Genomic DNA, 15,215 nt, shown 5'->3' on the forward strand with positions numbered 1-15,215 from the left:
CACCCATGACGGCAAAGGGCGCGCAGCGTCTGCGCGAGGAATTGGACCAACTGAAATCGGTCAAGCGCCCGGCGGTGATCGCCGCGATCGCCGAAGCGCGCGCGCACGGCGATCTGAAAGAGAACGCCGAGTACCACGCCGCGCGCGAGCAGCAGAGCTTCATCGAAGGCCGCATCAAACAGCTGGAAGGCGAGCTCTCGCATGCCGAGATCATCGACATCACCAAGCTGTCGGCCGGCAACAAGATCGTGTTCGGCGCCACGGTGACGCTGGCCGACACCGAGACCGACGAAGAGAAGCGCTACCAGATCGTTGGCGATCTGGAAGCGGACATCAAGCTGGGCATGATCGCGATCTCCTCGCCGCTGGCACGTGCGTTGATCGGCAAGCTGGAGGGCGACTCGGTCACCATCGATGCGCCGGCCGGCCAGCGCGAGTACGAAGTGGTCAGCGTTGCCTATCTGGACTGACGCGCCGGGATTGAACGACGCCACCGCCCGATGACCACCGCCACGCTGCTGCTGCCGGAAAAACGCCGCCTGCCCGGTGAACTGGGCGACACGCCGGTGGCGCGTGCGCTGGCGCGTGCCGACCAGCAAGGTGCCGAGCCCGGCGAAGTGGCGCAGCTGCAGCGCCACTTCTCGCTGACGCCTGCGCACTGGCCGGTGGCCGCGTTGACCCGCCAGCTCGATGCCGGCGATGCGGCCGGTGCGACCTGGGTGCGTGCCGATCCGGCCTATGTGGTGCCGGATATGCAGGGCGCGCGCTTGATGGGCTACGGCGAGGCGCTCGGCCCCACGGCCGAGGACCTGGCGGTGTTGCTGCCCATCCTCAAGCCGATGTTTGGCGATGCCGGCTTCCTGCTGGATGCGCCCACGCCTGCGCGCTGGTATCTGCGGCTGTCGCCGGATGCCAAATTGCCGGAATTTGCGCCACCGGATCTGGCGATCGGCGATGACCTGTTCGAGCATCTGCCGGCCGGCGAGATCGGCCGGCGCTGGCGTGCCTTGCTGACCGAGGCGCAGGTGCTGCTGCATCAGCATCCCTGGAACGAGGGCCGTGTGGCCAGCGGCAAGCCGGCGATCAATTCGCTGTGGTTCTGGGGCGGTGGCGTGCTGCCGCATGCGGTCAGCTCGCCGCACCGTCAGGTACGCAGCCGCGAATCACTCCTACGTGCGCTGGCGCTGGCGGCCGGTGCCGATGCGCAGGGCGAACAACGCGTGGATGCGTTGGTGGACCTGCGCCATCTGCGCTCGCTGCAGCAGTTCAGCGACGACGCGGTGGCGCCGCTGCTGGCGGCGATGGCACGTGGCGAACTGGATCGGCTGGTGCTGGATTTCCAGGATGGCGAAACCGTGTCGCTGACGCATGCGCAACGCTGGCGTTTCTGGCGCAAGCCGCGCGCACAGCTGGCGCAATGACCTCCACCCCGCGGATCGTCCGGCGCCCGCCCGGGCAGGCCGGCAGCTGGCCCGATGCCATGTTGCCGCTGCTGCGCCGCATCTATGCCGCGCGTGGCGTCACCGATACCCACGGCGCGCAGCCGCGTCTGGGTCAGTTGCTGTCGCCGCAGTTGCTGCACAACAGTGACGTGGCGGCCGAGTTGCTGGCCGATGCGATCGCCCGGCAACGGCGCATCCTGGTGGTGGGCGATTTCGACTGCGATGGCGCTACCGCCTGCGCCGTGGGCGTGCGCGGCCTGCGCATGCTCGGTGCGCTGGATGTGCACCACGCTGTGCCCAATCGCATGGTGCACGGCTATGGTCTGTCGCCTGCATTGGTGGACGAACTGGCCGCGCTGCAACCGGATGTGCTGGTCACCGTGGATCACGGTATCGCCTGCCACGCGGGAGTGGCCGCGGCCAAGGCGCGCGGTTGGACAGTACTGGTCACCGACCACCATCTGCCGGGTGAGGTGTTGCCACCGGCCGATGCGATCGTCGACCCGAACCTGGCGGTCGACGGTTTTCCCAGCAAATCGCTGGCTGGCGTGGGCGTGATCTTTTACGTATTGCTGGCACTGCGCAGTGCGTTGCGTACGCGTGGCGCCTTCGCCGATCGTTCCGAGCCGGATCTGTCGGTACTGCTGGATCTGGTCGCCGTCGGCACGGTGGCCGATCTGGTGCCGCTGGACACCAACAACCGTGCGCTTGTGTCGGCCGGGTTGCGTCGGTTGCGCGAAGGCCGCGGCTGCATCGGATTGCGCGCCTTGATCGATGCCAGCGGCCGCGATATCGCGCGGCTGAGCGCCAGCGATATCGGGTTCGCGCTCGGGCCGCGCTTGAATGCGGCCGGCCGGCTGGAAGACATGGCATTGGGCATCGAGCTGTTGCTCAGCGAAGACTGGAGCCGGGCACGCGAGATCGCCGCCACGCTGGAAGAGATCAATGCCGAGCGCCGTGCGGTGCAGCAGTTGATGACCGACGATGCCGAGCAGGCAGTGACCAAGGTGGTGCTAGACGCCGATGGCGCCTTGCCGATCGCCGCCTGCCTGTTCGATGCGCAGTGGCACCCCGGCGTGATCGGCCTGGTCGCCTCCAAACTGAAAGACCGCTTGCATCGCCCGGTGATCGCGCTGGCCCCGGCCGAGCCGGGCAGCAGCCAGTTGCGCGGTTCGGCGCGGTCCATTCCCGGCCTGCATATCCGCGACGTGCTGGCAGCGGTGGATGCGCGTCATCCCGGCCTGATGCAGAAGTTCGGTGGCCATGCGATGGCCGCCGGGCTGAGCATCGATCACGCGGCGTTGGCCACGTTCGAGCAGGCCTTCCAGGCGCAGGTGATGGCGATGGTGGACGCCTCGCTGCTGCATGCCGAATTGCATAGCGACGGCGAGCTGGCCGCGCACGAACTCGATCATGTACACGCCGAAGCGCTGCGCGTGGCAGGGCCGTGGGGGCAGGGCTTTCCTGAGCCGTTGTTCGATGGGCAGTTCGAGGTACTGCAATACCGCGTGCTCAAGGAACGCCACCTCAAGCTGACGCTGCGCTGCGCCGGCCGTCCCGAGCCGCTCAGTGCCATCCATTTCAACGGCTGGCACGGTAGCGAGCCAGCACGCATGGTGCGGCTGGCATATCGGTTGGTCAGCGACGATTACCGTGGCGGCACGGCGGTGCAATTGATCGTCGAGCATTGCGAGCCGGCAACACGCCTGGGTTGATCTGAGAGCTTCGCGCGTCGTCATCCAGGCACCGCAATCAGTATCGCTTGCCCTGACAAACCGACCATCTCGACTGGTCCTTGCCCGCTCACCGTCGCGGGACCCTTGGCGGCATGGATGCCGCCAAGGAGCTTACAAGGACGTACTTGCAGCGTGTCCCGCGATGGTGGGCGGGCAAGGGCCCTGCAGCAAATGCCCAGCGTCGAGTGCGCGATGCCTCACCGCTTGCGGGACACGCCGTGAATCCGTCCGTGCAGGCTCGATGGCGGCATCCATGCCGCCACGCACACCCGCCATCGTCATTGGTCCTCGCGCAAGACAGCGCAGGCATGCACTGTGTTTGCTTCGATCAAGGCGACTGCTTGACCTCGGTGACCAGGGTCGGCAGTTCCCATGCGCCGCCAGCGGCGACCAACCGGCACAGGCCAGACGTGGATTTGGAGGTCTGTACAAAGCGACGCCCGTCCCAGGTCCAGCTTTCCTCGCTGTAGCAATCGCCCAGTCCGCGTCCCTTTTGCGAGGACCGGATGGTGGAACCATCAAGATCGCTGGCATGCGTGGTGACCAGGGTCGGCGCGAACGGCGCGCGCGCGTTGACCACCCAGAAGCCGGTGCCGATGTTGTAGGCGCCCATCCAGCAATCGGTCGACACCAGCAGCTTGTCGCTGCTCAGGCGGGTGATGGCCAGCGGTTCGGCGGCATCGCTGGCATCCAGGCCCTTGCATTCCTCATCGGCGGGAAGCGTGGCGCGCAGCGCCTGGTACAGCGCTGGCAAGCTGCCCAAACGGGCGTCGCCGGGTTGCGCTGCTGCCAGCTTGGCTTCGCGGACCTGCGGCACCGGCAGCGCCGGCAGCACGGAGGCCTCATCACGATCGCCCTTGCGCACCAGCGCGCCGCGCGTGCCAAGCCGGCCCTGAAATTCGTCCATCTTCAGCAGCGTCGCCGCCGCACCGCGATCGGACAGCTGCCAGCGGCGGCGATCGTTGCCGACCGCGACGATCTTGCTGCTGCGGGTCAGTGCCGCCAGCAGGGCGGCGACCTGCGTGCTGCTCAATACCGCGGTGCCGCTCTTGCCATCCAGCGCCAGCTTGCCCAGATCGCGTTGATCGATCTGCAGGCTCAAAGACGCAGGCAGCTTGATCTCGTCGTACTGACCCAGCATCAGCTCGGCCGTCACTGCCTGGCCGGCACCGGCCTTGCGCGTCAGCAACACCGATACCGGCAGGTGCTCGCCTTCGTCCGGCTGATACCCGGCGGCGCGGCAGGTGCGGGTGTTGTCGCAGGCGATGGTCCAGTCGTCGTGACTGAAGGCGACACTGGTTGCAGGCGCGGCAAGCGCGATCGCGGGGCTGCACAGCAGGGCCGCGGCAAGCAGGTCATAGCGCATCGAAGGTCCTTCATCGTGGTCAGGGCCGGCATCTTGCGGTGCCGGCGGCAGGGCGTCCAGGCGAACCGTCTGCAGGCAGCGAAGACCATTCATGGTGACGCGTGCATCGGCGCGCCGCCGCCGATCGACCACCATGCGCGTTGCGCATGCACTGCGCTGTTCGCGCAGTGCCGCCTCGCTCTGGCGACGCTGCGCCAAGCGGCATCGTCTGTTCGGTGTTGTCTGCGCGCCTGTGGCTTTCAGCGATCACGCCTGGGTGAGCGTTGCCGCGTTGCGCGTCCTGGTAGGCGAGTCGTGCATCGGCATCCCGAACAGCGGGCGCAGCCAGCGCACACGGCGAATGAGGTATTCGTGCAAGAGCAGACAGCCGGCGACGGTGGCGGCCAACACCAAGCCCGGTTCCAGCCACGGCCCCAGCTGCAACGGCGCCAACCAGTACAGCGCCAGGATGATCAGGCTCTGATGCAGGATGTACCAGGGGAACACGGCCTGGGTGCAATACGGCAGCCACGCGAATGGGCGATTCAAACCATGCCTCGCCCAGCCCAGCAGGGCCAGCAGTGCCAGCCAGGTATAGGCTGCACGCGCGAGCCGCTCGACCACGTCCCAACGGACCGTCGCCAGCAGGGCGGGCAACTGCACGGAATCGAGCGAGCGGCCCAGATGGCGGATGCTCAGTTCGGTGGCGATCGCCAGCAGCGCGGCGATGAAGGTCGGCCAGCGCAGCTGCACGGCCCACGTCCAGACGCGTGCGCTGTGGGCCAGCGCATATCCCAGCACGAATAACGGAAACGACTCGGCATGCACGAACCAGTCGCCAACCAGGGCGTGGGTCGGTGGGTGGCGCGGCATCACCCACAGCAGGCAAAAGGCCCCCCACAGGATGGGGGCCAGCAGCAGGGCCGGTAGCGCGATGGACGTCGGCAGCGCTGGCAGCGACACGGGCAGCTTGCGGCCCAGCGCAAGCATGGCCATCAGTAGCAAGGTGTAAGGCAGCAGATAGGCCACGTACCACAGGTGGTTCCAGGTGATGCCGTGTTCCCAGCCATCGAAGCTGCCGGCCGGCCACGGCCGGACCTGCCAATAGCGCAGCAGGAAGCTGCCGAAGCCAGGCACGACCTTGCCGTTGCTGACGCCCTGGCAGTACGCCTGCACTGCCACCACCACGAATATGCCGAACAGCAATGGTGGCAACAACCGGCCGCAGCGTCGCCATGCAAACTGCCACGGCGCACGTTCCGCACGCGCCAGACCGATCGCGATGCCGGAGATCATGAACAGCAACGGCATCCGCCAGCGGTTGACCGCGATCATCGGCGCCTGCAGCCAGTCGGTGGTGTACGCACTCTTCAAATGGAAGTCCCAGCCGGCCACGTAGGCCATGGCCACGTGATAGAGGATCAGCAGGGCGAAGGCGAAGATGCGCAAGGCATCGATATCGTGGCGGCGCTCGGTCATGGTCGGCGGTTGCTGGAGAAGTGGACCCATCCTGCCCATCGGCCCTCGCAGCAGGTGGGGCCAGGGGTGGAAACCACCGCTCGCAGTGACCAGTTGCATCCACCCAGGGACGAACGGTGACGGCCGGGGCGGCGGTTTCGCCTTGCCGCGCAGGCCTCTATGATCGGCACTTGCCAACTGCGGACCTATGCATGGAATCGACCGGGTCGCGCCCGCCAATCGCCCGGGAAGGAGCCGGCCGTGCCGCCACGCGCTGGGCCGTCGTGATCTGGTCGCTGGTGTTTTATCTGAGTGCGCTGGGCAACGTCTTGACCGCCTGGCTGGCTGCGCGCCGCGACGGCGAGCCGATCGTGCTGTGGCAGCTGCTGAGCTGGGAGCTGAGCAGCGCCACCGCCGCGCTGTTGCTGCTGCCGGCCGTGTTATGGCTGTGCGCACGCTGGCCGCTGCATGCCGATGCCTGGCCGCGACGTGTGCCGCTGTACCTGAGCGCGGCGCTGGGGTGGTGGCTGGCGCACGTCGCCGGCATGGTGCTGATACGCAAGCTGGTCTACGCGCTGGCCGGCGGGCATTACGATTTCGGCGGCTGGCTGCAGTGGGTATACGAACTATCCAAGGATCTGCGCACCTTTGCGCTGCTGGTGGCGGTGCAGCACGCGCTGGGCTGGTATGCGCGGCGGCGTCAGGGCGAGGCGCATCTGCTCGCCGCGCCGGACGAGGGGCCGCCCGTGGAGCCGCTGGATCGTCCGGAACGCTTTCTGGTGCGCAAGCTCGGTCGCGATTTCCTGGTGGCCACCGCCGACATTGAATGGATCCAGGCTTCCGGCAACTACGTCAACCTGCGCGTCCGCGGTCACGACTATCCCCTACGCAGCACCATGGCGGCGATCGAGGCCAGGCTGGAGGCGGCCGTCTTCGTACGGATCCATCGCAGCTATCTGGTCAATCTGGGCCAGGTGCAGGCGATCGAACCGGTCGATTCCGGCGACGCGCGCGTGCACCTGCGCGACGCCACGGTGCTGCCCTGCAGTCGCAGCCATCTGGCCGGCTTGCGGGCGCGGGCCGGGCAAGTGGCCGGCACGCCCAGGCCGGACGCGGTGAGTGTCTGAAGCAAACACCCGGCAGCGGCGGTGCGGTTGCCTACAAGGGCGTACCCGGAGGGCGTGCGGGATCGGGGCGACGGCGGCGTGTCCTGTGATGTGTCCTGGAGACATCAAGCGGCGGGCACGGCCTTTAATCGAGGCCGCTGATATGCGGCGTTGCGCGATGCATGGAATTTGCACGTCGCTGGCCGGTGCGTGGGAGGGCGCCGAGCAGCGGTGCGCGCCGGCCACCGCTGCGTTCCGCGCATGCGGCCCGCTTGCTAAACTAACCAGCTTGTTTGCCGGAAGTCCGTCATGATCGAAACCAATCCGATCCGCCAGCGCATCACCGATCTCAACGATCGCGTGCTCTCGCTCAGGGGGTATCTTTGACTACGACGCCAAGAAAGAGCGTCTAGAGGAAGTCAGCCGGGAGCTGGAAAGCCCGGACGTGTGGAACGACGCCGAGCGTGCCCAGGCCCTGGGGCGTGAGCGCTCCATGCTGGAAAAGACCGTTATCGGCATCGCCGATGTGCTGGCCGGGCTCACCGATGCCGGCGAGTTGCTGGACCTGGCCGACAGCGAGCAGGACGAAGACACTGCAGTGGCGGTGATCGCCGATCTGGACAAGTACCAGGCCCATGTCGAGAAGCTGGAATTCCAGCGCATGTTCTCCGGGCAGATGGACGGCGCCAACGCGTTCGTCGACATCCAGGCCGGCGCCGGCGGCACCGAGGCGCAGGACTGGGCCGAGATCCTGTTGCGCATGTACCTGCGCTGGGCCGAGTCGCGCGGTTGGAAGACCGAGCTGATGGAAGTGTCCGGCGGCGAAGTGGCGGGCATCAAGTCGGCCACCATCCGCATCGAAGGCGAATACGCCTATGGCTGGCTCAAGACCGAGATCGGCGTGCACCGGCTGGTGCGCAAGTCGCCGTTCGATTCGGACAACCGTCGCCACACCAGTTTCACCTCGGTGTTCGTGTCGCCGGAAGTGGACGACAACATCGAGATCGACATCAACCCGGCCGACCTGCGCACCGACGTGTATCGCTCGTCTGGCGCAGGTGGTCAGCACGTCAACAAGACCGAATCGGCGGTACGTATCACCCATATTCCGACCAATACGGTGGTTGCCTGCCAGACCGGCCGCAGCCAGCACCAGAACCGCGACAATGCGATGAAGATGCTGGCGGCCAAGTTGTACGAGCTGGAAGTGCAGAAGCGCAACGTTGAACGCGACGCGCTGGAAGCCACCAAGTCCGACATTGGCTGGGGCAGCCAGATCCGCAATTACGTGCTCGATCAGAGCCGTATCAAGGATCTGCGCACCGGTATCGAACGCAGCGACACCCAGAAAGTGCTCGACGGCGACCTGGACGAGTTCGTCGAGGCCAGCCTGAAGGCCGGTCTGGCGGCAGGCTCCAAACGCCTGGACGCCTGACCGCAGCGCGAGGTCGCAGCGGATGCGACGGCCTCGCACCACGCTACGCAGGCACCGCAGCGCCACCCGCGCTGCGGTAGTAAAACGACATCAGTCGACCTGCGCGTGACACCGTCATTATAAAGAGAGCCCGGCGCTGCCGGTGTCTCACTCCCCACCGGGCACGCGCCCGACCTCTAGCAGACCGATTCCCGCCATGACCGAGCAGACCCCCGCGTCCCACCTTCCCGTCGACGAGAACAGCCTCATCGCCGAGCGTCGCGCGAAACTGGGCGCGTTGCGCGGCCAGGGCATCGCGTACCCGAATGACTTCGTGCGCGAACACTTTGCCGGCGACCTGCAGGCCGAGTTCGCCGATGCCGACACCTGGACCCCGGAAGCGCTGGAGGCCAGCGGCCGCACCGTCAAGATGGCCGGCCGGCTGATGGCCAAGCGGGTGATGGGCAAGGCCAGCTTTGCGCAGATCCAGGACGAATCCGGGCGTGTGCAGTTGTTCCTGCAGGGCAACGTGCTCGGCGATGCCTATACCGCCTTCAAGGGCTGGGACGTGGGCGACATCGTGGCGGTGGAGGGCGGGCTGACCCGCACCAAGACCGGCGAGCTGTCGGTCAAGGCCACCGCGCTACGCCTGCTGACCAAATCGCTGCGTCCGTTGCCGGACAAGTGGCACGGCCTGTCGGACGTGGAGCAGCGTTATCGCCAGCGCTACGTCGATCTGATCGTCACCCCGGAAGCGCGCGAGGTCTTCATCAAGCGCTCCAAGATCATCCGCGCGATGCGCGCGTGGCTGGATGCGCGGCGTTTCCTGGAAGTGGAAACGCCGATGATGCATTACATCCCCGGTGGCGCCACCGCCAAGCCGTTCACCACCCACCACAATGCGCTGGACCTGGATCTGTACCTGCGCGTGGCGCCGGAGCTGTATCTCAAGCGTCTGGTGGTCGGCGGTCTGGAGCGCGTCTACGAGATCAACCGCAACTTCCGCAACGAAGGCGTATCGACCCGGCACAATCCCGAATTCACCATGCTCGAGCTCTACGAGGCCTACGCCACGTATCACGAGATCATGGATCTGACCGAGCAGGTGATCCGCGACACCGCACAGTCGGTTCTGGGTACCACGCAGGTGAACTGGGATGGCGCCGCCATTGATCTGGCGCCGGCTTTCCGTCGCTGGCGCATGGATGAGGCCGTCCGTCACCACAATCCGGAAATCACTGCGGCCGATTGCACCGACCGCGAGGCGCTGCTGCGCCATTGCGAGCGGTTGAAGATTCGCACCAAGCCCTCCTACGGCTGGGGCAAGCTGCTGCTGGAGATCTTCGAGGCCACCGTCGAACACACCTTGGTGCAGCCGACCTTCATCACCGACCATCCGGTCGAGGTCTCGCCGCTGGCCCGCTCCAGCGATACCGAGCCGGGATATACCGACCGCTTCGAGCTGTTCATCAACGGCAAGGAGCTGGCCAATGGCTTCTCCGAGCTCAACGACCCCGAAGACCAGGCCGCGCGTTTCCAGGCGCAGGTGCAGGCCAAGGACGGCGGCGATGACGAAGCAATGCACTACGACGCCGATTACATCCGTGCGTTGGAGTACGGAATGGCGCCGACCGGCGGCCTGGGCATCGGGATCGACCGTCTGGTGATGCTGTTGACCGGCAGCACGTCGATCCGTGACGTCCTGCTGTTTCCCTACATGCGCCCGGAAGCCTGATTTTTTTGTGCGAACCGCGTGCCGACGGCACGGATACTGCATATGCTAGGGCGGAGCTTCGGGCAACGTCATGTCCGGGGGAGTCGACACAGCAGTCGACGTCACGCTTTTCCGTTCTCGGGATAGAGGAGTAACGGCTATGCAGGATGTTTTAGGGAGTCCGGACGGCATGGTGTCGGCGGATACATGGGGAAGCTGGGCGGAAAAGGCGGATCTGGGATTGAACATCGTCATTGTCGATGACCAGATGTCCGCGCGGACGATGCTGCGCCATGTCATCGAGGACATCGCGCCGGAGCTGAAGGTCTACGACTTCGGCGACCCGCTCGACGCGTTGGCATGGTGCGAAGCCGGGCGCGTGGATCTCTTGCTGCTCGACTACCGCATGCCTGGGATGGATGGCCTGGAGTTCGCGCGGCGCCTGCGCCGGTTGCCGAGCCATCGCGATATTCCGATCATCCTGATCACCATCGTCGGCGACGAGCCGATTCGTCAGGCGGCGCTGGAAGCCGGGGTGATCGACTTCCTGGTCAAGCCGATCCGCCCGCGCGAACTGCGCGCACGCTGCTCCAACCTGTTGCAGCTGCGTCAGCAGAGCGAGAGCGTTAAACAACGCGCGCTGTCGCTGGAACAGCGCCTGCTGGCCAGCATGAACGAGGTCGAAGAGCGCGAGCGCGAAACCTTGTCGCGGTTGGCGCGCGCCATCGAATACCGCGATTCGGGCACCAGCGCGTTCTTGGAGCGCATGTCGCACGTGGCCGGCCTGATCGCAGAACAGCTGGGCCTGTCGGAAGAGGAGGTGCGCATCATCGAGATGGCCGCACCGCTGCACGACATGGGCAAGATCGCCATTCCCGATTCGGTGCTGCTCAAGCCGGGCAAGCTCACCGACGACGAAATGAGCATCATGAAGCGCCATCCGCGGATCGGCTACGAGCTGCTCAGCGGCAGCCAGAACCGTTTCATCCAGGTTGGCGCGTTGATCGCATTGCGTCACCACGAGCGCTACGACGGCACCGGGTATCCGGACGGCCTGGTCGGCGAAGCGATTCCGCTGGAGGCGCGCATCGTCGCAGTGGCCGACGTGTTCGACGCGCTGCTGTCGCCGCGCCCGTACAAGGAAGCGTGGACGATGGATGCCGCGCTGGCCTATCTCTATGCGCAACGCGGCCGCCTGTTCGACCCGCGCTGCGTGGATGCGCTGCTGCGTGGCCGCGCGCAGCTGGACCAGATCTGCGGGGAATTCTCCACCGCATCGGCGCGGCCCGGGGTGTGAGGTGAGGGCGGCGCTCAGCCAGCTGCGTGCTCGACTCGCCCTGCGCGCCGACAGCGAGCATGGCCAGGCCCTGGTACGCATCACGCTGATTGCGCTGATCCTGGTCTACACGCTGATCTGCGCTCCCCGGTGGCCGGTCTCCGGGCACCAGTTGCAGCAGCTGCTCTGTCTGATCGCGGTAGGTCAGACCACAGCATTACTGATCTTTGCTGGATTGTGGTAAGTCCGCAGCGCTCGCATCTGCGGCGTACGCTTGGGATGCTCGCCGACTACGGCTTGATCGGGCTGGCGATGACCTGGATGGGCGCACCGATGGCTTGTCTGTACGCCGTATTGCTGTGGATCACGATCGGCAACGGGCTGCGCTTCGGCAGCGAGGCGCTGCAGACTGCCATCGCCATGGCCACGCTCAGCTTCGGTACGACGCTTGCCAACAGCCCTTATTGGCAGGGCGAGCTTGGCTTGGGGATCGCGCTGCTGGGTGCGCTGATCGTGGTTCCTATGTCATTGTTGCGTACGCTACGTGAGCGGGACCAGGCAATGGCCGGGTCGACGCCCGCAGCAGGTATCGACGCTGCCTTGCAGCACGGAAGGATCCCAACCCCATTGACGCCGCCGCGCGTCTGAGGCGTCTATGAAGTCTCCATTGCCATGGTTGAAGCGGCGCCTGTCGGGGCGAGCAGATTCGGAACACGCGCAGAATCTGATCCGCATCATCATCACCACGCTGTTCATTTCGTACCTGGGATGGCGCTATCAGCACACCCACGGCGATACCTTGATGGCCACCTGGTTGATCCTGGTCGGCGAGCTGCTGGTCTCGCTTGGGTTGATGGTGGCGATCCTGCTGCGCCCGCAGATATCGCATACGCGCCGGCTGATCGGCATGCTGCTCGACTACACCAGCACCGGCGCGATCATGGCCATCCAGGGCGAGCCGGCCTCGCCTCTGTATGCCGTGTGCATGTGGGTGACCATCGGCAACGGTCTGCGCTACGGCAGCCACTATCTGCGTGCGGCGACCGCGATGGGCAGCGTGTGTTTTCTTAGCGCCATCCTGATTTCGCCTTACTGGAAAGCCAATCCCTATTTGAGTTGGGGGTTGTTGCTTGGTTTGATTGCGGTGCCGCTGTACTTCGACTCGCTGTTGCGTGCGATGACCCGTGCAGTGCGCGAGGCCCGCCATGCCAATCAGGCCAAAAGCCGCTTCTTGGCCAATATGAGTCATGAGTTCCGCACCCCGCTCAACGGGTTGTCGGGCATGACCGAAGTGCTGGCGACCACGCGCCTGGATGCTGAGCAGAAGGAGTGCCTCAACACCATCCAGGCATCGGCGCGCAGCCTGCTTTCGTTGGTGGAAGAGGTGCTGGATATTTCCGCGATCGAGGCCGGCAAGATCCGAATCGATCGCCGCGACTTTTCGCTGCGCGAGATCATCGGGTCGGTCAACATGATCCTGCAGCCGCAGGCCAAGGGGCGCCGGCTGGAGTACGGCACGCAGGTGGCCGACGACGTGCCCGACCTGCTCAAGGGCGACACTGGTCATCTGCGTCAGGTGCTGCTCAATCTGGTCGGCAACGCGGTCAAGTTCACCGAGCACGGGCACGTGTTGCTCCGGGTCACCCGTGTGTCCGGTAGTGTCGACGACGCCGTCCGACTGCGCTTCGATGTCGAAGACACCGGCATCGGCGTGCCGATGGACATGCGACCGCGGTTGTTCGAAGCCTTCGAGCAGGCCGATGTCGGTTTGTCGCGTCGTTACGAGGGCACCGGGCTGGGCACCACGATCGCCAAGGGCCTGGTCGAGGCGATGGGTGGCAGGATCGGATTCGAGGAAAATAAGCCTGGCGGCAGCGTCTTCTGGTTCGAACTGCCGATGGCGATCGGCGAGCCGCTCAAGTCCGCGCCCGCCCACGTGTCGACCGACGCAGTGGTGGATACGCCCGATGCGTTGGAAGCCTCCAACGTCATCGCGTTTTCCAATCCGTTCCTGCGACATCGTGCACGCGTGCGCAGCATGCGCATGCTGGTAGCCGATGACCACGAGGCCAACCGCATGGTGCTGCAGCGGTTGCTGGAGAAGGCCGGGCATAAGGTGCTGTGCGTCAACGGCGCCGAGCAGGTGCTCGATGCGATGGCCGAAGAGGATTTCGACGCGGTGATCGTGGATCTGCACATGCCGGGCATGAGCGGCCTGGACATGCTCAAGCAACTGCGGGTGATGCAGGCCAGCGGCATGCGCTACACGCCGGTGGTGGTGCTCAGCGCCGACGTGACGCCTGAAGCGATTCGTGCCTGCGAACAGGCCGGTGCACGGGCGTTTTTGGCCAAGCCCGTCGTGGCGGCCAAGCTGCTCGACACCTTGGCCGATCTGGCTGTGAGCACCCGGCAGCTGGCGACACCGGCAACCACGGTGCAGGTGGCGACAAGCTTCGAAGGCGTGCTCGATTCCAGCGTGCTGGACGAGCTGGCCGCGCTGGGCATGGGCGAGGAATTTGAACGTCAGTTCGTGCGCCAGTGTCTGGAGGATGCGCAGAACTGCGTGGGCGACATTGAGCGCGACGGTACACGCTCGGATTGGGAACAACTGCGCGAGAGCGCGCATGCCTTGCGCGGCGTGGCCAGCAACCTCGGTCTGGCGCAGGTTGCCAGCAGCGGTGGCGAGCTGATGCGCATGGCCGATTGGCAGCTGCAGGCAGAGTGGCGGCTGCGGCTGTCCGCACTGCGCGAGCAATTGAACGCGGGAAAGGATGCACTCGACGCACGCCTGCAGGGCGTCAAGGACGGCGAGTGCTCCCCCCGTAGTAACGAATAGACCGCCGGCCCATCAGCCCGCGTCGAGCCCTGAGCGACGCGACTGCGCGCGCACCAAGCGGTCCATGGTACGCAGCGATTTCTCGCCGAGTTGCATGGCGGTATCCACCCAGATTTCGGTGATGCGCATCATCTCTTCAAGCGGCACGGCGGTGGTCAGTTCGCGTACCTGTTGCATCGCCGCCCACGCGTGTGGCGTGCGCTTGCTCTCGCGGATCACCTGTTCTACGGCGGCAACGCCTTGACCACGCGGTACCACGCGGTCGACCAGGCCCATGGCGAGCAGCTGTTCGGCGGAGTACAGAGTGCCTTCCAGCATGATTTTTTGCGCCAGTTGCGCACTGATGCGCTGGCACATGAAGGAGTAGGCGCCCATGCCTGGGAACAGGTCGAACAACACTTCGGGCAGGCCCATCATTACGCCTTCCTCGGCAATGATGGTGTGGCAGCTCAGTGCCGCTTCGAACCCGCCGCCCAGCGCATTGCCCTGGACCAGCGCAATGCTGTGCGCACGCGCGCCCAGGCCGACATGAAAGGCATGCACGCCGCGGACGCAACGTTGAGCGTAGTCGAGAAGGCGTGCGCGGTCGCCTTCGCGAATCAGTTGGCAAAACAACGACAGGTCGCCACCGAGATTGAAGACGTCGCTGTCCGATGCCAGCACCACGTGCGGCGCCAGCACGCCAGCGCTGTGCAAGCGTTGTCCCAGGTTGGCTTGGTAGCCGGTGATGTCCTCGACCAGACGGGTCGAGAAGCAGGCGCGCCCCGGGGCGAGGGCCAGATCGGCATGCATATGAATCCAGTACACGTCACGCTGCGGTTCTTCGATGATGCGTAGGGTCGAGCCGATGCTGGTGCGGGTGAAGGGTTGAACTGCAGACATGGTGGT

Annotated in this window: 11 protein-coding genes and 1 pseudogene; 9 read left to right on the forward strand and 3 right to left on the reverse strand. The window is 65.6% G+C overall.

All coding sequences use genetic code 11. The annotated features are described in order from the left end of the window. The first annotated feature begins 5 nt into the window (after positions 1 to 5). The 3 genes from greA to recJ are packed head-to-tail and all read left to right on the forward strand — an operon-like array spanning position 6 to position 3,157. The gene (gene greA / locus BJD12_RS00755) at positions 6 to 470 is read left to right on the forward strand and encodes a transcription elongation factor GreA (protein WP_005991286.1); all 465 of its coding nucleotides are present in this window, start codon (positions 6 to 8) and stop codon (positions 468 to 470) included. Positions 471 to 500: 30 nt separating this feature from the next. Next, entirely contained in the window at positions 501 to 1,421 is a 921-nt protein-coding gene (locus tag BJD12_RS00760) for a hypothetical protein (protein ID WP_005991284.1), read from the forward strand. Further along, positions 1,418 to 3,157 carry a single-stranded-DNA-specific exonuclease RecJ gene (gene recJ, locus BJD12_RS00765; protein WP_005991282.1) on the forward strand — a complete coding sequence of 580 codons (1,740 nt, stop codon included), beginning with the start codon at positions 1,418 to 1,420 and terminating at the stop codon, positions 3,155 to 3,157. The genes BJD12_RS00760 and recJ overlap by 4 nt, the downstream gene beginning before the upstream one ends. Before the next feature lie 349 nt (positions 3,158 to 3,506). Here the strand turns inward: recJ and BJD12_RS00770 are convergent, their stop codons facing one another. Next, positions 3,507 to 4,544 (reverse strand): DUF1176 domain-containing protein, encoded by a 1,038-nt coding sequence (locus tag BJD12_RS00770; protein ID WP_039421480.1) that lies wholly within the window; start codon positions 4,542 to 4,544, stop codon positions 3,507 to 3,509. Positions 4,545 to 4,790: 246 nt separating this feature from the next. Continuing rightward, a complete protein-coding gene (locus BJD12_RS00775; RefSeq protein ID WP_050812877.1) occupies positions 4,791 to 6,002 on the reverse strand; it encodes an acyltransferase family protein in 1,212 nt (403 codons plus the stop codon). 191 nt (positions 6,003 to 6,193) lie between these two features. Here BJD12_RS00775 and BJD12_RS00780 point away from each other — a divergent pair, with 191 nt between their 5' ends. The 6 genes and pseudogenes from BJD12_RS00780 (at position 6,194) to rpfC (ending at position 14,327) form a co-directional block, all read left to right on the forward strand. Beyond that, positions 6,194 to 7,108: a LytTR family DNA-binding domain-containing protein gene (locus BJD12_RS00780; RefSeq protein ID WP_005993825.1), complete on the forward strand. Its 915-nt coding sequence runs from the start codon at positions 6,194 to 6,196 to the stop codon at positions 7,106 to 7,108. Positions 7,109 to 7,396: 288 nt separating this feature from the next. Further along, a protein-coding gene (gene prfB, locus BJD12_RS00785; protein ID WP_126936564.1) for a peptide chain release factor 2 occupies positions 7,397 to 8,522 on the forward strand; the annotation gives its coding sequence in 2 pieces (ribosomal slippage) (positions 7,397 to 7,471 and positions 7,473 to 8,522; 1,125 coding nt in all). Positions 8,523 to 8,718: 196 nt separating this feature from the next. Then, on the forward strand, positions 8,719 to 10,236 hold the full coding sequence (gene lysS, locus BJD12_RS00790) for a lysine--tRNA ligase (protein WP_005993829.1): 1,518 nt from the start codon (positions 8,719 to 8,721) through the stop codon (positions 10,234 to 10,236). A gap of 139 nt (positions 10,237 to 10,375) precedes the next feature. Then, on the forward strand, positions 10,376 to 11,512 hold the full coding sequence (rpfG, locus tag BJD12_RS00795; protein ID WP_005993831.1) for a cyclic di-GMP phosphodiesterase response regulator RpfG: 1,137 nt from the start codon (positions 10,376 to 10,378) through the stop codon (positions 11,510 to 11,512). A gap of 1 nt (position 11,513) precedes the next feature. Further along, positions 11,514 to 12,139 (forward strand): annotated as a pseudogene (locus BJD12_RS00800) (RpfH protein). Positions 12,140 to 12,146: 7 nt separating this feature from the next. Further along, the gene (gene rpfC / locus BJD12_RS00805; RefSeq protein WP_005993837.1) at positions 12,147 to 14,327 is read left to right on the forward strand and encodes a sensor histidine kinase RpfC; all 2,181 of its coding nucleotides are present in this window, start codon (positions 12,147 to 12,149) and stop codon (positions 14,325 to 14,327) included. Positions 14,328 to 14,339: 12 nt separating this feature from the next. Here rpfC and rpfF read toward each other — a convergent pair whose 3' ends face one another. Further along, on the reverse strand, positions 14,340 to 15,209 hold the full coding sequence (gene rpfF, locus BJD12_RS00810) for a diffusible signal factor synthase RpfF (RefSeq protein ID WP_039421424.1): 870 nt from the start codon (positions 15,207 to 15,209) through the stop codon (positions 14,340 to 14,342). Positions 15,210 to 15,215 lie beyond the last annotated feature (6 nt).

This window comes from Xanthomonas vesicatoria ATCC 35937 (assembly GCF_001908725.1).
GTDB lineage: Bacteria > Pseudomonadota > Gammaproteobacteria > Xanthomonadales > Xanthomonadaceae > Xanthomonas > Xanthomonas vesicatoria.